At 45.9% G+C, this 17501-nt stretch carries 15 protein-coding genes and 1 pseudogene; 11 read left to right on the top strand and 5 right to left on the bottom strand.

Annotated elements, in window-relative coordinates:
- Positions 1 to 324 precede the first annotated feature (324 nt).
- Positions 325 to 738, top strand: a complete 414-nt coding sequence (locus QUA97_RS08510; RefSeq protein ID WP_194067075.1) for a hypothetical protein — start codon at positions 325 to 327, stop codon at positions 736 to 738.
- A 347-nt stretch (positions 739 to 1085) separates the two neighbouring features.
- Here the strand turns inward: QUA97_RS08510 and QUA97_RS08515 are convergent, their stop codons facing one another.
- Both QUA97_RS08515 and QUA97_RS08520 read right to left on the bottom strand, forming a co-directional pair.
- Positions 1086 to 1628 carry a cyclic nucleotide-binding domain-containing protein gene (locus QUA97_RS08515; RefSeq protein ID WP_194067076.1) on the bottom strand — a complete coding sequence of 181 codons (543 nt, stop codon included), beginning with the start codon at positions 1626 to 1628 and terminating at the stop codon, positions 1086 to 1088.
- A gap of 192 nt (positions 1629 to 1820) precedes the next feature.
- A complete protein-coding gene (locus QUA97_RS08520; RefSeq protein WP_194067077.1) occupies positions 1821 to 2027 on the bottom strand; it encodes a hypothetical protein in 207 nt (68 codons plus the stop codon).
- 321 nt (positions 2028 to 2348) lie between these two features.
- Here QUA97_RS08520 and QUA97_RS08525 point away from each other — a divergent pair, with 321 nt between their 5' ends.
- The 3 genes from QUA97_RS08525 (at position 2349) to QUA97_RS08535 (ending at position 4284) form a co-directional block, all read left to right on the top strand.
- Complete coding sequence (locus QUA97_RS08525) at positions 2349 to 3368, top strand: outer membrane protein (protein ID WP_228049899.1); 1020 nt, start codon at positions 2349 to 2351, stop codon at positions 3366 to 3368.
- 451 nt (positions 3369 to 3819) lie between these two features.
- Complete coding sequence (locus QUA97_RS08530; protein WP_228049900.1) at positions 3820 to 4068, top strand: type II toxin-antitoxin system VapC family toxin; 249 nt, start codon at positions 3820 to 3822, stop codon at positions 4066 to 4068.
- A gap of 27 nt (positions 4069 to 4095) precedes the next feature.
- Positions 4096 to 4284, top strand: a complete 189-nt coding sequence (locus tag QUA97_RS08535; RefSeq protein WP_228049901.1) for a type II toxin-antitoxin system VapC family toxin — start codon at positions 4096 to 4098, stop codon at positions 4282 to 4284.
- Here the strand turns inward: QUA97_RS08535 and QUA97_RS08540 are convergent.
- Entirely contained in the window at positions 4275 to 4427 is a 153-nt protein-coding gene (locus QUA97_RS08540) for a hypothetical protein (protein ID WP_228049902.1), read from the bottom strand. The genes QUA97_RS08535 and QUA97_RS08540 overlap by 10 nt on opposite strands.
- Before the next feature lie 12 nt (positions 4428 to 4439).
- Here QUA97_RS08540 and QUA97_RS08545 point away from each other — a divergent pair, with 12 nt between their 5' ends.
- The 6 genes and pseudogenes from QUA97_RS08545 (at position 4440) to QUA97_RS08570 (ending at position 15368) form a co-directional block, all read left to right on the top strand.
- Positions 4440 to 4715, top strand: coding sequence for a hypothetical protein (locus QUA97_RS08545; RefSeq protein WP_333194373.1), 276 nt, complete (start codon positions 4440 to 4442; stop codon positions 4713 to 4715).
- Complete coding sequence (locus tag QUA97_RS08550) at positions 4708 to 5049, top strand: type II toxin-antitoxin system PemK/MazF family toxin (RefSeq protein WP_333194374.1); 342 nt, start codon at positions 4708 to 4710, stop codon at positions 5047 to 5049. The genes QUA97_RS08545 and QUA97_RS08550 overlap by 8 nt, the downstream gene beginning before the upstream one ends.
- 64 nt (positions 5050 to 5113) lie before the next feature.
- The gene (locus tag QUA97_RS08555; protein ID WP_194067080.1) at positions 5114 to 8233 is read left to right on the top strand and encodes an AAA family ATPase; all 3120 of its coding nucleotides are present in this window, start codon (positions 5114 to 5116) and stop codon (positions 8231 to 8233) included.
- Between the two features lie 397 nt (positions 8234 to 8630).
- Positions 8631 to 11939, top strand: coding sequence for a PAS domain-containing sensor histidine kinase (locus tag QUA97_RS08560; protein WP_333194375.1), 3309 nt, complete (start codon positions 8631 to 8633; stop codon positions 11937 to 11939).
- A gap of 316 nt (positions 11940 to 12255) precedes the next feature.
- Positions 12256 to 13447: pseudogene (locus QUA97_RS08565) on the top strand (RNA-guided endonuclease InsQ/TnpB family protein).
- Between the two features lie 52 nt (positions 13448 to 13499).
- Entirely contained in the window at positions 13500 to 15368 is a 1869-nt protein-coding gene (locus QUA97_RS08570) for an adenylate/guanylate cyclase domain-containing protein (protein WP_194067082.1), read from the top strand.
- Positions 15369 to 15525: 157 nt separating this feature from the next.
- Here QUA97_RS08570 and QUA97_RS08575 read toward each other — a convergent pair whose 3' ends face one another.
- Both QUA97_RS08575 and QUA97_RS08580 read right to left on the bottom strand, forming a co-directional pair.
- Positions 15526 to 16293, bottom strand: a complete 768-nt coding sequence (locus tag QUA97_RS08575; protein ID WP_194067083.1) for a YebC/PmpR family DNA-binding transcriptional regulator — start codon at positions 16291 to 16293, stop codon at positions 15526 to 15528.
- 115 nt (positions 16294 to 16408) lie between these two features.
- A complete protein-coding gene (locus QUA97_RS08580; RefSeq protein ID WP_194067084.1) occupies positions 16409 to 17047 on the bottom strand; it encodes a histidine phosphatase family protein in 639 nt (212 codons plus the stop codon).
- 63 nt (positions 17048 to 17110) lie between these two features.
- Between QUA97_RS08580 and QUA97_RS08585 the strand changes: the two genes are divergently transcribed.
- The gene (locus tag QUA97_RS08585) at positions 17111 to 17377 is read left to right on the top strand and encodes a BrnT family toxin (protein WP_333194380.1); all 267 of its coding nucleotides are present in this window, start codon (positions 17111 to 17113) and stop codon (positions 17375 to 17377) included.
- Positions 17378 to 17501 lie beyond the last annotated feature (124 nt).

Below are 17501 nucleotides of genomic sequence, written 5' to 3' on the forward strand. Positions count from 1 at the left end.
TTAGTTATTGGTTATTGGTTAGTTGTTAGTGGTTAGTTGTTATTTGTTAGTTGTTATTGGTTAGTTGTTATTTGTTAGTTGTTATTGGTTACTTGTTATTGGTTACTTGCTACGAATTCCCAATCCCTCCGCTTCGCTCTGCCCAATTCTCACTTCCCAATAACAACTAACAAATAAATAAATAACAAATAACAGTTAACAGTCAACAAATAACAAATAACAAATAACAGTTAACAGTCAACAAATAACAAATAACAAATAACAGTTAACAGTCAACAGTCAACAGTTAACAGTCATCAGTCAACAGTCAACAGTCAACAATTTATGAACAATCCGATTATTTGGCTGCACGGCGACTGTTTGAGTCCCCAAGGCCCCGCTTTTCAAGCACACCCAGACGCACCGGCAATTTGGGTTTGGGACGACGCGCTCATCGATGAATGGCAGTTGAGTCTCAAACGAATGGTGTTTATTTACGAATGTTTGCTGGAGTTGCCGGTAGTTATTCGGCGCGGCGATGTGGCTGCGGAAGTTATCGCTTTTGCTCAAGAATCCGGGGCGAATCAAGTAGTCACAACAGAAAGTCCCAGCCCTCGGTTTGAGGATATTTGTCAGGAAATTAGGAGCTCGCTTCCTGTGGAAGTTTTGCCGCCAGAAGCCTTTGTCCGCTACGATGGCTACATTGATTTGAAGCGTTTTTCCCGCTACTGGCGCGTCGCTGAAAAATATGTTTTCTAATCGGTAATGGTGATATCAAATCCTCTCTTTATCGGAATAGTGAATTCACTGTTAACTGTTAACTGTTAACTGTTAACTGTTAACTGTTGACTGTTAACTGTTATTGGTTATTTGTTATTTATTTATTTATTTATTTGTTAGTTGTTATTGGGAAGTGAGAATTGGGCGGAGCGAAGCGGAGGGATTGGGAATTCGTAGCAAGTAACCAATAACAACTAACCAATAACAACTAACCAATAACCAATAACCAATAACAACTAACCAATAACAACTAACCAATAACCAATAACCAATAACAACTAACCAATAACTAATGACTAATGACTACTGACTACTGACTTCTTCTCTCAACTCGCCTTCAAACGCTGCAAGAGCCATTCAAATCTCGATTGAGCCAAATCTAGATTTTCGACGTGGGGGGCGATCGCCCGTTTGCGATCGTCGGGGTCTTCATATGTTAAAGAATCAGTCTCTTCGCCGAAACGTTGGACTGTACCCCGCAGTCTTGACGACAGAAATCTGGTAATCGCCCGATAAAACCTCAGCGCAAACATTACATCTTGTTCCAATTTTTCTGTTAGCAGCCGCCTGGGAATTGACAGGATGAAGCACTCATCAATTGACGTGACGCTAGCAGAAGGAAGCCTCCCGTCTACAAAAGACATTTCGCCCAACACTTCCCCGCAGGTGATTGTTCCAATTTCTTTGCCGCCCAAAGATAATGCAGTAACGCTCAAATTTCCATGCAGAACTATGTACATCGCCTCTAAGGGCTTACCTTCGGTGATGAGGGTGATGCCGCTAGGGATTGTGGTGCGGATACCGTTGGCGATCATCCAATCGATGTCGCGATCGCTCATTTCGCCTAATATGACTAGAACTTTGTTCATAAAGTCAGGTTGAAATCGAATACTTTCTATTTTTTAGTTGTTTAATTGCGTGCTGCTTTTAGATGGTCATACCCTGAGGGAAAGCGAAGGCTAAACTCTACTAATTAAACACTTTATTTTACACGATTATAATATTTAATAATTTTTACACTCTCGATCTACCACTCTTTTTTGGATCAGTGATATCATACATCATTTTTCGGAGACTGTGCAGTCGATCGCCCGCTGCGAAGAGCCCTTGCTGTAGCCCCGCCGGATTCCCAAAACAATTTTGGAAGCGTGCTGTCTCTCGGTTTTGAGTCTGTGCGCCCTAAAAAAACCAATTTTTCGATCGTTGCTGCGAGTCGGTGCGCCCCAAGTACAGAATTGTAGAATACTCCGATCGCGCGATCGACCCATCAATTCAACACAGCGCGGGGGTGAAATCCCCCCTTGGATTGATTTTTATCAGTTCGCTCTCTAAATTAAAAGTAGCATCTCAATCCGCAGTCCGTTCTTGAATCTAATCAGCTAGAGAGTTGACTGTTCAACGGTTGAGTGCCAATCTAGGAACAAGACAAGTGCTATTTGTGTCATTTTTTAGTAAAGCTCTCAACAGGAGCCCTCCAACACTTACACTTTTAATACACCGTTCCTTGAGGAGTGTCTATGAATAGTCTATTTTCCAAGTCTACTTTTGCGCTAATAAATCTTGCAGTTTTAGCAGTTTGTTGCGGTATCATGCCAGCAAAAGCTGAAACTGGAAACTTGCCCGATGTCGGTACAGCGACAAAGGCGACGGCTCAAAATATTGACCAAATTTCTGAGCCTGTGGCAACTTCAGCGGTTAAACCCGATGCAGAAACCATCGCTACTAATACAAAAATTGATTCTATCAGTTGGAGCGAACTAACAACACCGGCAGAGACAGCAGCCTCCGCACCAGCCGCCAACTTGCCAGCATCTGTGGCTGCACAGTCGGAATCTGTAGCAACAACATCAGAAATTGCTGGGACAGAAACAGCAAAAATGGAGTATGCGCCCATTGCTGCCGAGAAACAAAACTCGGAAGAAACACCTAAAATTGCGGATAATAGCGTCAAAGTGCAGCCCAAGGTGGAGATGGGCGAAAAGCTCGATCGCCCCAACTTGGAACTGACAGCAGCAAAGGAAGAAAAAGAAGTCAAAACAGCGCGAGAAGTGTTAAGCAATCCTGTCAGCACTTCCGCCAAAACCCTGACAAACCAACCGAAACTTGCCGAAAAACCCGCAGCAGTCTCCGAACCAACTGAAAAAGTAGCTCAAGTCCCCACCATTAGACCGGGCAGAGCTACCCGTTCTGGGCCGAGCTACATAGGCATTGGCGGTAATATAGGTTTTGGCGGAGATTCAGCCCTAGGCGACACTTCATTTGCGATTATTAGCAAAATTGGTTTGACTAACAATTTCTCGGTGAGACCGAGTGTTTTGTTCCGCGATAACTTAACTGTTCTCGTCCCCGTTACCTACGATTTTGTATCGAAAGAAGCTGTCGAAGTCAGCGATGATTTTGTGATTACTGCTGCTCCTTATGCAGGTGCTGGCGTAGCCGTTTCTACGGGCGATAACGGTAATTTTGGCTTCCTGCTTACTGGGGGTGTAGATGTACCGCTGTCGAGGAATTTTACAGCCACAGCGGCACTGAATGTGGGTTTTCTCGACGGAACTGATGTGGGATTGTTAGTCGGTGTCGGCTATACCTTCCCGAATATTGCTAGATAGTTTTGCTATTTGAGCAAACGCACGATCAGTAAATAAGCGCGGGGTTGACTGTAGGAATACAGTCAGCCCTTTTTTGATGGTGGAAAATCAACAGCAATCGAGAACACGGCTATTCGGATAACATGGCAATTTGGAGAACACTTAGTTGTATAATAGATAAACTAGCCTTACTAAAAAGTAGAATCCTATGTCGCAGGGAATCTTCAACAAAATCCTCAATCAGCTTGACACCCTGGAAGTGCTAGAACTGCAGCAACTAGAGCGCGCTATTGGGAACTCTCTGGCTCAGAAATAACAAGCTGCTCAACGCACAAGATTTCACCAAGCGCTGTTAACTTCTGGTTTAGTCAAAAAAATCAAGCATTCTTCTTGGACTCAGCAAACACAAAGGCGACTAATTCCGGTACAGGGGCAGCCTGTTTCTGAGACAATTATTGAGGAACGCCGCTAGATGACAATTTATTTTGTAGATAGCAGCGCGCTGGTCAAACGCTACATTAGTGAAATAGGTTCGGGATGGGTTTTGAATTTGTTCGATCCTGCACTGAACAACGATATCTTGATTGCTGGTATTACCAGTGTGGAAATTGTTGCTGCAATTACCAGAAGGTCGCGCGGCCGAAGTATCAATGCGACAGATGCTACAGCAGCGTGCAATCAGTTCAGGAGTGACCTGCAATCTGAGTATCAAGTTGTATAATTCACCGAAAGTATTATTAACTCTGCAATGGCATTAGCTGAAACCTACGGATTGCGAGGCTATGATGCTGTGCAGCTAGCAACAAGCTGTAGCATAAATAACCTCTGCACAGCTAACAATTTGCCTGCGATGACTTTTGTATCTGCTGATGGGGAGTTAAATGCAGCAGCAACAAGTGAGGGTTTGATAGTTGAAAATCCTAACAACTATCCGTAAGGTCGATCGCCCGTACAAGAAAAAGCAATTCGCCAAACGCGGAAATTCGGAGAATGAGGTGCCAAATTAACTGCGATCGCCCAGAGGGATTTTTGTGAAAGATATAATGATGGTTGTATCGATCGCGCTTTTTCACCAATCACCCCAAAAAAACCGTGACCAAAACAGAAATCTTAGCCGCACTCAAAAATCTGACAGCAGAAGAACGCCTAGAAATCATCGAAACAGCCTCGCGGATGATGCGCGACGACATAGAACAAAAAGCCCAGCGCAAAGCCGAGAGAAAGCTGAAACTCAGAGCCGCCGCAGAAGCAGCGGTTCCTTTGTATGAACCAGGAGGGCCGCTGCACGATTTGTGGTCGCCCGACAGCGAACCGTATTTCGATTCAGATGAAGAATACCTGAGCGCAGGGGTAAAAACCAATGCGTAAGGGCGAAATTTGGCTCGTTAGACTCGATCCAACTGTGGGAGATGAAATCGGCAAAACTAGACCTGTTGTGGTTGTCAGCGATGATGAAGTGGGAAAGTTGCGGCTCAAAGTAATTGTTCCAATTACAGGATGGAACGATCTTTTTTCCCCGCTTGATTGGATGGTTCCACTAGAACCAAGTAGCGAAAATGGCTTGGCGAAACTCTCAGCGGCCGACTGTTTTCAAGTTCGTTCCGTCTCGCAACAAAGATTTGTCCGATCGCTCGGAACCCTGTCCGATACAATTATGGAAGACATTTCCGAAGCACTGACAATTGTTTTGGATCTGGATTGAATAACTAGCCAACAGCACACAAATAGTGTTATTTATAGATAGATTGTATGGCGCGATGGCCTAAATGATTCCTATACAACTTACACTCAAAAATTTTCTCAGCTATCGCGAAGCTGCTTTAGACTTTCGCGGCCTGCACACCGCTTGCATTTGCGGGCCTAACGGTGCTGGCAAATCCTCTCTGCTAGAGGCGATCGCCTGGTCGCTTTGGGGCTGTTGTCGCAGCGATACAGAAGACGATATCATTCATATCGGCGAAACTGACGTGCGCGTTGATTTCACTTTTTCCACCGGCGGCCAAATCTACCGGGTGATTCGCAACCGCAGGCGCGGACAATCGGGAAGTTTAGAATTTCAAGTTAGTTTGAATGCTGCGCCGACTCAGGAGGAACTCTGTTTTCGCACCCTCACCGACAAGGGGCTGAGAAATACTCAGCAGAAAATCCTCGAACATATCAAATTAGATTACGATACTTTTATTAACTCGGCGTATTTGCGGCAGGGGCGTGCTGATGAGTTTATGCTCAAAAAGCCGATCGACCGCAAGCAAGTTTTAGCCAACCTCCTCAAACTCGATCGATACGACACTTTAGCCGAACAAGCCAAGGAAAAAGCCAGAGAATTTAAAGCCAAAGTCGAAGTCCTCAAACACAGTTTGCAAACCGTACAAGAGCAACTGCAACAAAAAGAGGCAATCTGCGACGAACAAATTCAATTGCAGCAAGCAACCGATTTGCTTCAGCAGCAGCAGCAAGCCGACACTGCAGAATTGCAGCAACTGCAACTCCAGCACCACAACCGCCAAACTTGGCAAAAACTCCTCGCCGGCCACCAGCAACAGCACTACAATATTTCTCAAGAATGCCGCCGCCTGCAGCAAGAACTCGCTGCGGCAAAACAGCAGGGAAATGAGCTGCAAGCCCTACTCGAACAGGAAAATGAAATAACAGCGGGGATTGCGTATTTCCATGATTTACAAGCCACAGAAGAAGCTCAAGCTGGAAAATTTAAGGTTAACCAACAAGCCCAAAATCAGCGCCAGCAATTACAAGAACAGCAGCGCGACGAACTGAGCTTTTTGCAAAACAAAATTCAGCAGTTACAAGCTCAATTAGATGTTTTAGAACAGGATGAAAAAGAGGTTCTAGGTGTTCTCAAACAGCAGCCGGAGGTTGACAAAGGACTCGCACAGTTGCAAGCAGTTCGATCGCGCCTCAGCGAACTCGACCAACTGCAATTGCAAGTTTCGCCGCTGCTACAACAGCAGCAGCAAAAGCAACAAAAGCTCGATCGCGCCCGCGCCGGTTTAACAGCCCGCTTAGAGGAAATCAACCGACAGGTGCAAGTTCAGCAGCAGCAGCGACAGCCGCAATTGCAGCAGGAAATCTCCGCCATCGCCAATCAAATTTTGCAGTTGGAAAACAAGCGAGTTTATCAAGAACGAGTCCGCGAAAAAGGCCAAGAAAGGCACAGCTTTCTGGAAAACCTGCAAGCCAAAAGCCGCGACTATCAAACCAGACTCGCCGAAATCGACCAAAAACTGCAACTGCTGCGAAAAAATGAAGGAGAAACCAGCGCAGGCGAAGCTACAGTCTCGAATTTTGAGGAAAACGAGCAATCGAATTCGCGTTTGATGGTGCGGGATGCAAATTTTGGCAATTGTCCTTTGTGCGATCGACCTTTAGACGAACACTACTGGAATTTGGTAGTCGCAAAACACCACTCCCAACAGCAAGAAATTTGGAACCAACTGTGGGTTGTGCGCGAACAGTTGGCCGTTTCCGATCGCGAAATTCAAGTCCTCAGACATGAATACCGCGAACTAGAACAGGAATTAGCGCCCTATCAAGAATTGCGGGAACGCCGCAGCCATTTGCAAGCACAATTAGACGGCCTGGATCAAGACGAAAACAGGCTGCAAAGTATGCGTCAAGATGCGGAGGAAATAGAGCGGTTGCTGAGTACCGGCGAGTATGCAGTCGATGATTTGGGCGAACTACAGCAAGTGGAACAGCAACTGCAACAGCTCAATTATAGCGATCGCAGTCACTCCCTCGCCCGCAGCGATGAAAAGCGCTTGCGGTGGGCGGAAATTAAGCAAGCTCAAATCAAAGATGCTCAGCAAAAACTGGATAAAATTAATACCCGCCGCCCGGATTTGCAAACTCAATTAGCCGCCGTACAACAACAGTTAGAACAGCAAAAAAATAGCTCGGAAATTCAGCAGCAAATTCTGTCTTTAGATAGATACATTGCGGAAGTTGGCTATAATTTGGAACAGCACGAACACGTCCGCAGCGAAATGCGCCGGACGCAATTTTGGATCGCTAGGGCCGAAAAATTGCGATCGGCAACTGTGCAGTACCCGCAAGTGCAGCAGCGGATTAATGAAATTGCTAATTCCATCGCCGTGCGCGATCGAGATTTGCAAGCTGTCAGCGCTCAAACTTCCGCGATGAACCAGCAGTTACAAGAACATCCCGATCCAACTGTTCGCATCAGCGCTGTAGAACAGCAAATAAGCCGCCGCCGCCAGCAGTTAGACCAACATTTGGGAAGTCTCGGAAGACTCCAGCAGCAACAGCAAAATTTGGAATCTCTGCAAGTTCAGCTAGTAGCTCAAAAAGAGCAAATACAAGTTACAAAGCGCCAATATCGAGTTTATCAAGAGTTGGGTCAAGCTTTTGGCAAAAACGGCATTCAAGCTTTAATGATTGAAAATGTTTTACCTCAACTAGAAGCGGAAACTAATCATATTTTGTCGAGATTGAGCGCGAATCAGTTGCACGTTCAATTTATTACTCAGCGGGCGGCTGCTTCTAAAAAAGCAACTAAGTTGATTGATACTTTAGACATTTTAATTGCTGATGCTCGCGGTACTCGCCCCTATGAAACTTACTCTGGCGGTGAAGCTTTTCGGATTAATTTTGCGATTCGGCTGGCGCTGGCGAGATTGTTGTCTCAGCGGGCGGGTACGGCTTTGCAAATGTTGATTATTGATGAGGGATTTGGGACTCAAGATGCGGAAGGGTGCGATCGGCTGATTGCTGCAATTAATGCGATCGCTCCTGATTTCGCCTGTATCCTCACCGTCACCCACATGGCGCAGCTTAAAGAAGTTTTTCAAGCCAGGATTGAAGTAAGCAAAACTGCTCAGGGTTCTTGCATTAACTTGTCGGTTTAGAATGGTTATATCATTTTCGAGTTTTGATTTTCGATTCAAGAAGACCGGGCAGTATCCTGGTTTTGTTTGTATAGGCAAATACGCTTGGGTTCGCGCTATTTATTCCCCGGAGATTCCCCTAAATCCCCCGGATAGTCGGGGGACTTTGACAGCATTCTTGTCCCACCCCCTACTCCCCTTCTTAAGGGGGGCTAGGGGGGATCTCCGGGCTTAACTGAACCGTATTGTTGTGCGCACGCTCTTCCATTCGCCCGCGCTTCATTCCTCCGTCGGCTTTTAGGGGCTGCTGAGTTTGTTAGGTTAAACTAAAAATAAGACTATAAAATAAGAATACTTCAATCTCTTTAAACTTTTTTATAGTTCTGTCCACTCCTTCGGAGTTTGGGTATTACCACTCATGATAACAGACTCTTTCCACCTGTCTCTCCTAGAACGGGCGATCGCCGCGTCGAGCAACAGCATCCTGATTGCAGATGCTAACAGCCCTGATACACCTATTATTTACTGCAATCCGGCTTTTGAGAAATTGACGGGTTACAGTACCGAAGAAGTTATGGGACGCAACTGCAGATTTTTGCAGGGTGCCGATACCGATCGCGCCGAATTAGACAAACTCCGCAGCAGTGTGCGATCGGGAACAGAAATTAAGGTTGTTCTCAAAAATTACCGCAAAGACAAAACTCCTTTTTGGAACGAATTAACCGTTTCCCCCGTTCTAGATGGCGAGGGAAAATTAACTCATTTTATCGGAGTTCAAAATGATATTACCAAAAGAATCATAGCCGAAACAGCCCTGCAAGAAAGCGAGGAAAGATTGCGGGCCATCGCCACTACAACTCCCGTTCCTATCCTAATAACCTGCCAGTCAGACAGCACAATATTGTACGCAAATCCCGCCCTAGGCGAAACTTTTGGTTTGAACTCCGAAAAGTTTATCGGCAGCAAAAAGAGCGATTTTTATGCCGACGCGAGCGAGCGCCATAAATTGCTAGAATTAGTCAAAGAAAAGGGGTTTAGCGACGGTCAACAAATCTGCCTCAAAAAAGCAAACGGCAGTTTGTTTTGGGTAAAAATGTCGATGCGATCGATTAATTTTAACGGTGAAGCGGCAATTTTATCGGCATTTTACGATATTACCGATCGCGTAGAAGCAGAAACAGCACTCAGAGTCAGCGAAGCGAGATTTCAAAAATTAGCCGCCAACGTTCCCGGCATGATTTATCAATTTAAGCTAGCAGCAGACGGAACTTTGTCATTTCCCTACGTGAGTTCCGGCTGCCGCGAACTCTACGAATTAGAACCAGAGGTGCTCCAAAATTCTGCTATTGGCGCGATCGAAATGCTTCATCCAGACGACGCGCCAAGCTTCCACGAATCTCTGGCTGTGTCAGCTAAAACATTAGAACCTTGGCGCTGGGAAGGCAGATTAGTTTTTCCGGGCGATCGCATCAAGTGGATTAGCGGGGCTTCCCGACCAGAAATTGGCAAAAAAGGTGATATTATTTGGGACGGCTTGTTGATCGACATTAGCGATCGCAAACAAACAGAATCAGCACTGTGGCACAGCGAAGCCAGATTTCAAAAAATGGCCGCCAACCTGCCCGGAATGATTTATCAATACTTGTTGCGTACCGACGGTTCCAATCAATTCACTTATGTCAGTTCCGGCTGTTGGGAACTCTACGAATTAGAACCGGAAAAACTGAAAAAAAACTCAACTTTTATGTGGTCGTTGGTGCATCCAGACGACATAAAACCTTTATTAGAATCCCTAGCTATTTCCGGGGAAAATTTACAACCTTGGACCTATGAAGGGCGGATCGTCACCAAGTCAGGAAAATTAAAATGGATTCGCGCCATTGCCCGCCCCGAACTGCAACCGGGCGGCGATCTGCTTTGGGAGGGAGTAACCATCGATATTAGCGATCGCAAGCTAGCAGAAATCGCCCTAGGCGAGTCAAAAATCGCCCTACAACAAGCCAATCAAGAACTAGAAAAGCGCGTCCTGCAGCGCACAGAAGCCTTGTACGCCTCGCAAAAAATGCTGTGGTTGGTGATAGACAACATCCCTCAGTTAATCACCTGGAAAAATCGAGATTCAGTTTACTTGGGAGGTAACAAAAACTTTGCCAAAATCGCAGGTTTCAATCATCCCAGTGAAATCGTCGGTCTCACCGACTACGATATGCCTTGGAAGCCAGAAGAAACAGAATTTGTTCGAGCCTGCGACCACCGCATCATGGCAACCAACACCCCAGAATATCACATTATCCAGCCGCAACTGCAAGCCGACGGCACCCAAGGCTGGGTGGATACAAATAAAATACCTTTACACGACAATTACGACAATGTAGTCGGGATTTTGTCTACCTTTGAAGACATCACCGACAGGCTTTCCCTGCAAGCTCAAGTCCGGGGTAGCGAGGAACTATTTCGCAAAATTTTTGAAGATGCACCCATAGGGATATACTTAGCCAATTTAGAGGATAACCAGTTAGTGCGAGTTAATAAAAATTTCTGCCAAATGCTGGGTTCTTCCGCTGCCGAATTGTTAGGTAAAACATTTATAGAAATTGGACATCCCGAAGATCGAGCCCAAGAACTCCAAGTGGCTGCTGCTCTTTATCGGGGAGAAATTGCCAGCTATCAAATCGAAATCCGCCAGATGGCGGCGACAGGTAAAATTGTTTGGGTAAACGTGACATCTACTCTGATTCGAGATGGCGAAGGAAAACCTCTTTACAAACTAGGGATGATTGAAAATATTACCAACCGCAAAATTTCCGCAGCAGCACTCCAAGCTTCCGAATCTCAATTGAGAAAACAAGCGACTCAATTGCAAGAAGCCTACGAACAACTCCAATACGCTCAAATCCAATTAGTTCAATCCGAAAAAATGTCGAGCCTCGGTCAAATGATGGCCGGGATTGCCCACGAAATCAACAATCCTGCAACTTTTATTCACGGCAATATTTCTCACACCCAGAACTATTTTAACGATTTAATAGAAATCTTGAATCTCTACCAGGAATCCTACCCGTCCCCAGCTCCTCAAATTGTTGAAAAGGTTAAGGAGTTAGAGTTAAATTTTCTCAAGGAAGATTTGCCAAAAATGTTACATTCCATGAGAGTAGGGATAGAAAGAATTAGTAAAATTGTGTTGTCGCTCAGGAATTTTTCGCGACTGGATGAATCAGAAATGAAGTTGGTAGACATTCATGAAGGAATTGACAGCACACTATTAATCTTGCAGCATAAATTGCATCAAGAAAATCCCAAAAGCCGGATTGAAATTATTAAAGATTACGGAAAAATATCAAAAATTGACTGTTGTGCGGTGCAGTTAAACCAGGTATTTCTAAATATTATCGGCAATGCGATCGAGGCTCTAGAAAACCAACCGCAACCCCGGACGATCGTGATTCGCACAGAAATGAAAAAAGCCGGGTTGACAAGCCACAATCAAAGCAAGCTGAGTGAGTGCGATCGCCTTGTCATTTGCATCGCCGACAGCGGCCCGGGAATGACCGAAGAGGTTCGCAAGCGGCTGTTTGACCCGTTTTTTACGACCAAAGCGGTCGGGTCTGGCACAGGCTTGGGGTTGTCCATCAGCCATCAGATTGTGGTAGAAAAACATAGGGGAAGTTTGCAGTGTATCTCTCGACCCGGACAGGGAGCGGAATTTTGGATTGAAATTCCGGTGTAAAGGATGGAAATTTAGCTAAAAGTTTAAATATCTAACTTTTAATGCCCAATTGCCATCGGTGCTTGAGTTATCGGGGTTTTGAATTAACAACACTCAGAGGCCAAAATTAATCGCATTCAGCGGTGCGCCCATCTGCTGCCCTTATAAGAAATAAGCTGAAAACCCTGTGACTTCAGTCCGGGGATGAAAGGTCGCGGGAGGCTTTAGCCTCAAGCGTAAGCTTCCTGTTTCATCATTGTAAACTTTTTTGACTTATCGAACAATCTTATGTCAAACTTATGTCAAACGATATAATATAAAAACGTGAGGTAAAGCCATGTTAGTTTTTGAGTTTAAATCTTACGGCAAGCAGAATCAGTACAACGCAGTAGATGAAGCAATTCGTACCGCTCAATTCATCCGCAATAGCTGTTTGCGATATTGGATGGATCACAAAAAAGTGGGTCGGTACGACTTGAATAAATACTGCGCTGTACTTGCGGCTACGTTTCCTTTTGCCTCGGAACTAAACTCAATGGCTCGACAATCGAGCGCAGAGCGAGCATGGTCTGCTATCTCCCGGTTTTACGACAACTGCAAGAAGAATGTTCCAGGTAAAAAAGGGTATCCACAATTCCAGAAAGACTGTCGTTCGGTAGAGTACAAAACGTCTGGATGGAAACTAGCTGAAGATCGGAAATCGATAAATTTTACCGACAAAAAAGGGATTGGGCGATTAAAGCTCAAAGGTACACGCGACTTGCACTTCTACCAAATCAATCAAATAAAAAGGGTGAGATTGGTTAAACGAGCAGATGGTGTGTACGTCCAATTCTGTGTGGATGTTAACAGAAGGGAAAATACAGAACCGAATGGTACTACAATCGGATTAGACGTGGGATTAAAAGAATATTACACCGACTCGAACGGAACTACGGTAAAAAATCCGAGGTTTCTGAGAAAAGGTGATCAAGTTCTTAAACGCGCTCAACGCCGCGTATCCAGAAAGGTTAAAGGTTCAAATAACAGGGGCAAAGCTAGGCAGATTCTAGGCAAACGCCACCTCAAAATAAGTAGACAGCGCTCATACCATGCAATAAAACTTGCAAGGTGCGTAATCTCATCAAACGATGTAGTCGTCTACGAAGATTTGAGAATCAAAAACATGGTGAAGAATCATTGCTTAGCTAAGTCTATTAACGATGCTTCTTGGTATCAATTTCGTGTTTGGCTTGAATACTTCGGAAAAGTATTTGAGAAAATCACGGTGGCGGTAAATCCGCAATATACCAGCCAAGAATGCTCGCGTCTGCGGTGCAATCGTAAAGAAAACGCTATCTACAAGAACGCACGTTTGTAAGTGCGGTTGTGTTTTAGATCGTGACGAAAATGCAGCTAGAAACATCCTAAGTCGGGGATTGGGTACGATAGGGCATATCGGAACCTTTGGTCTTGAGCCAAGTAACGCTTTAGGAGAGTTAACCTCTACTGTCGTTGGAGAAATCCTGCCTCAGCAAGTCGGCTCGTAAATTAAAGAATCTCCGCGCGTTCACGCCGGAGAGTGTCAATCACTAGGCAATTATGCTGAAAAAACTACCTTTCTCCTGGTCTCGCTACATTCCAGCCGGGTTGACGCTCGTTTTGGGTGTGGGAATGTCTGCCCTAGCGTTTGCCTTGGTTTGGGACTGGGAAGACAAGCGCCGCGACTACGAAATGAACCGCCGCATAGACGATATTTCGATCGGCATCGAACGCCAGCTAAACTCCGACTTAGACACAGTGCTCGCCCTCAGCGACTACATGAAAGCCTTCAGCGCCGTCGAGCGCTCATCTTTTGCCAGCTTTGTCGGCCGTCCCCTATCCGTCCACCCCAGCCTGCAACTGTTGGCTTGGGTGCCCCGCGTCCCCAATTCCGAGCGGCAAAACTACGAAGCCAAAGCCAGAACGGAAACCGACTCCAGCTTCGAGATTACAGAGCGCAGCCCCCGAGGAGAACTGCGTAAGGCCAGCCAGCGTTCCGAATACTTCCCGGCTTTATACGTCGAACCAACAGCCGGAAACGAGACAACATTGGGCTTTGACCTAGCCTCTGCCCCAAAAATCAGCGCGGTTCTCGATCGCTCGCGCGATACCGGAGAAATGACTGTCACCAGCTACATCGGCCTAACTGAGGAAAATTTCCCGGAACCCGGTCTTTTGGTAATGGTTCCGATTTACCAAAACAGCGCTAAACCGACTACCCTCGAATCCCGCCGCCAACTGCTGCAAGGATTTGTTCTGGGCATATTTCGAGGCAAAGATATTTTTCAAGCTTCTTTAAAAGGACGCAATACCGAATACCTCACTATTTATCTCGGCAACGAGGCTTCAGACAAGCAAGAAGCACGGTCGCTGTTACCGCTAAGGGGGAACCGAGTTGTCAAAAATCAGGCGGCTAGGAGCCAAATTCAGCATTTTGGGTTGATTTTCCAGCCAGATCTCCAACAAGTGCTGACCGCATCGGCCGCAGCAGAACGCGCTCTCCGGTCAAACTGCCCGATTCAAGACGATCGAGACCTCGATCGCAAAGCCTGCCAAAGGCTGGTAAAAATTAGCGGCCGCCAGTGGTCAGTGTACGTGTCAGCAACGCCGGAAATTCGCAAGATTCGCAAGCACTGGCGCTCTTGGGGAACTCTGACGATGGGGATGCTGTGGACTCTGATTCCGGTGACATATATGCTGACAGCTTTGAGCCGCACCGCCCAAATCGAAAAGCTAGCCCGAGAAAGAATTAGCCAAGCCGAAAAGTTGCAGACTGCTTACCAACAGTTGGAACTCGAACAAGGTAAATCCGAGGAATTGCTGTTGAACATTTTGCCGGCAGCCATCGCCCTGCGTTTGAAGGACAACGAACACAATATCGCCGAAAGTTTTGCGGAAGTAACTGTGATGTTTGCTGACATTGTGGGGTTTACAGAGCTTTCGTCGAGAATTTCGGCTACTGCGGTGGTGGAAGTTCTCAACGATATTTTTTCGGCTTTTGACCATTTGGCCGATCGCCACGGTTTAGAGAAAATTAAGACTATTGGTGATGCTTACATGGTTGTCGGCGGTTTACCTACGCCGCGAGAAGATCATGCCGAGGCGATCGCCAATATGGCGATCGATATGCTGCACGAAATTCGGCTGCTGAGTTTAGAGCATTCGGAACCTTTCAGCATTCGGATCGGCATTAGCAGCGGCCCTGTAGTTGCCGGCGTCATCGGCCTAAAAAAGTTTATTTACGACCTTTGGGGCGACACAGTAAATATTGCTTCGCGCATGGAATCCCACGGGATTACCGGCTGCATTCAAGTCACCGCCGAAACCTACGAAATATTAAAAGATAAATATACATTTCAGAAGCGCGGCGCAATTCAAATCAAGGGAAAGGGATATATGGTTACTTATTTGCTGACTGGAAGAAAATAATTTATGGACGCAAGGGCAGTCAGAAACCGTTTTTTTTTTAACAAAAAACGAGTTTCTGAGCGCAGCCTCGGTAAAACCCGGTTTCTTAGCTTTGATTCGTAAGTCATAGATTGGATCGGGGATGCGGACTAAAGTTCTCACTAGGAACCAAGGGAGTTTAAGTCATAATCGCCGACATCAATTCATCGGTCATTTCAAAATTAGCCGTCACGCTTTGCACGTCGTCCAAATCTTCCAGCGCGTCCATTAACTTCAGGAGCGATTTGGCTTTTTCAGGAGTTTCTATTTCCACTGTATTGCTCGGAATCCAGCGATTTTCTGACTGCAAAACTGTAAAACTTTGTTGTTTCAAAACATCAGCAAGCTTTTCCAAATTAACCACATTTGTAAAAACCTCTGCACCTTCAGTATCCTCATCAATTGATATCAAATCATAGGATTCGGCTTCGGCTTCTAGGGAAGCTTCAAACAATTGTTCCTCATCAATGGGGCCGCCGATCGTACAAACTCCTTTGTGGTCAAACATCCAGCCCACACAACCAGTTTCGCCCAAATTGCCACCATTTTTACTAAAAGCTTCTCGCAAGTCAGCCGCGGTGCGGTTGCGGTTGTCTGTCAGCGCTTCAATCAGTATCGCAACACCTCCCACGCCGTAACCTTCGTAGCGAATAGCTTCTAATTCCGAACTCCCCCCGGCTAAACCGGCACCTTTGGCGATCGCCCTTTCGATGTTTTCACTAGGAATACTCGCCGCCTTGGCTTTTTCAATAGCTGTCCGCAGTTGAAAATTGCCGGCGGGATCGGGCACTCCGCTACGGGCGGCGACAATAATTTCGCGAGATATTCTAGCAAAAATCTTGCCTTTAACAGCGTCAACTCTAGCTTTTTGGCGTTTAATATTCGCCCATTTACTGTGTCCAGCCATACCGATTTAAGATTTTCGATTTATAATGTGCGATCGACATTCAATAAACGTAGGGTGTGCAGTGTGCACCTTACACAGATAGCATAAAATGCGATTTTTTGCACGAATCTCATCTTTAATTAAAGCGGATTGCGGTTTCAGAGTCGGTGAGGTGAGAAGTATCGCCATTAAGTGCGATCGACCATTCGCCCTCACCGCGCACCACTTTCACCAAACAGCACAGAGAAGCGTTAATTTCCGTTTCAACACCGCCCGCCAGCCCGATCGCACTTCCCAAAACCGAAGCACCGTGACCTACTAATAACATATCTTCGGGAAACTCAGCAGCGAGGCGTTTAGCAGTTTCCCCAGCCCTTTTGAGACAAGCTTCTCCGGTTTCGGGATAACTAGCAATACCGCCTTTGTAAGCAGCATCAATCCTCGGAAAACGCCTGCACAAATCTGCGACAGACTCAGTTTCCGGCATTTCCGTCATCCATTCAGGATTCAGCCATTCGCAAAGTCCCCACTCTAATTTTATCGACAAATCAAGAGCTTCTGCCGCGTGATTGGCAGTTTGGACAGTTCGCAGAAAAGGGGAAGCGAAAATGTGAGAAATTCCTTCACCTTTGAGGCGATTGGCGAGTTGTTTGGCTTGAACGTGACCGTCTTCGGAAAGGTGCGGATCGTAGCGGTGTTCTGCGGTGAGAAACCAGTCGGGGTTTACGAAGTCGATGCGGTTTCCGTGTCGTGCGATCCAGACTGTTTGCGGCATGAGTTGGTTTTAGTTTGGCTTCTTGATGTAATATTATATCAAAGATGCTGATTTAGGATCTTTATAAAATTCGAGTGGGATGAAAACAAGGCTGCGGTAAATTTGTCCAAGCATGGGATCTCATTTGAGGAAGCCAGAACGGTTTTTGACGATCGCCTCTACGTCGATTTTTACGATCCGGATCGCTCTGATGAAGAAGATCGCTATATTATTGTTAGAGAGTCCCAGCAAGGTAATTTATTGATAGTGTCGTATACAAAAAGAGCTGATTTTCTTCATTTGATTAGCGCTAGAAAAGTAATACGAGTGGAGCGAGAAATTTATGAATAAGGATGAAACAGCGATGGACGATGAGCTTCGGTCGGAATATGATTTGAGGAAGTTGCGTGTAAGAAGGGTAGGATCTGGACGAAAGACATTTGGTGGTGTAAATATTCATTGATCACCGAATGTT

The sequence above is a fragment of the Microcoleus sp. CZ3-B2 genome (assembly GCF_036705055.1).
Taxonomy (GTDB): domain Bacteria; phylum Cyanobacteriota; class Cyanobacteriia; order Cyanobacteriales; family Microcoleaceae; genus Microcoleus.

Bases quoted from the DNA above. Each gene is read 5' to 3' on its own strand.
- QUA97_RS08510 (WP_194067075.1), top strand. From the start codon at position 325: ATGAACAATCCGATTATTTGGCTGCACGGCGACTGTTTGAGTCCCCAA.
- QUA97_RS08515 (WP_194067076.1), bottom strand. From the start codon at position 1,628: ATGAACAAAGTTCTAGTCATATTAGGCGAAATGAGCGATCGCGACATC.
- QUA97_RS08520 (WP_194067077.1), bottom strand. From the start codon at position 2,027: ATGGGTCGATCGCGCGATCGGAGTATTCTACAATTCTGTACTTGGGGC.
- QUA97_RS08525 (WP_228049899.1), top strand. From the start codon at position 2,349: ATGCCAGCAAAAGCTGAAACTGGAAACTTGCCCGATGTCGGTACAGCG.
- QUA97_RS08530 (WP_228049900.1), top strand. From the start codon at position 3,820: ATGACAATTTATTTTGTAGATAGCAGCGCGCTGGTCAAACGCTACATT.
- QUA97_RS08535 (WP_228049901.1), top strand. From the start codon at position 4,096: ATGGCATTAGCTGAAACCTACGGATTGCGAGGCTATGATGCTGTGCAG.
- QUA97_RS08550 (WP_333194374.1), top strand. From the start codon at position 4,708: ATGCGTAAGGGCGAAATTTGGCTCGTTAGACTCGATCCAACTGTGGGA.
- QUA97_RS08555 (WP_194067080.1), top strand. From the start codon at position 5,114: ATGATTCCTATACAACTTACACTCAAAAATTTTCTCAGCTATCGCGAA.
- QUA97_RS08560 (WP_333194375.1), top strand. From the start codon at position 8,631: ATGATAACAGACTCTTTCCACCTGTCTCTCCTAGAACGGGCGATCGCC.
- QUA97_RS08570 (WP_194067082.1), top strand. From the start codon at position 13,500: ATGCTGAAAAAACTACCTTTCTCCTGGTCTCGCTACATTCCAGCCGGG.
- QUA97_RS08575 (WP_194067083.1), bottom strand. From the start codon at position 16,293: ATGGCTGGACACAGTAAATGGGCGAATATTAAACGCCAAAAAGCTAGA.
- QUA97_RS08580 (WP_194067084.1), bottom strand. From the start codon at position 17,047: ATGCCGCAAACAGTCTGGATCGCACGACACGGAAACCGCATCGACTTC.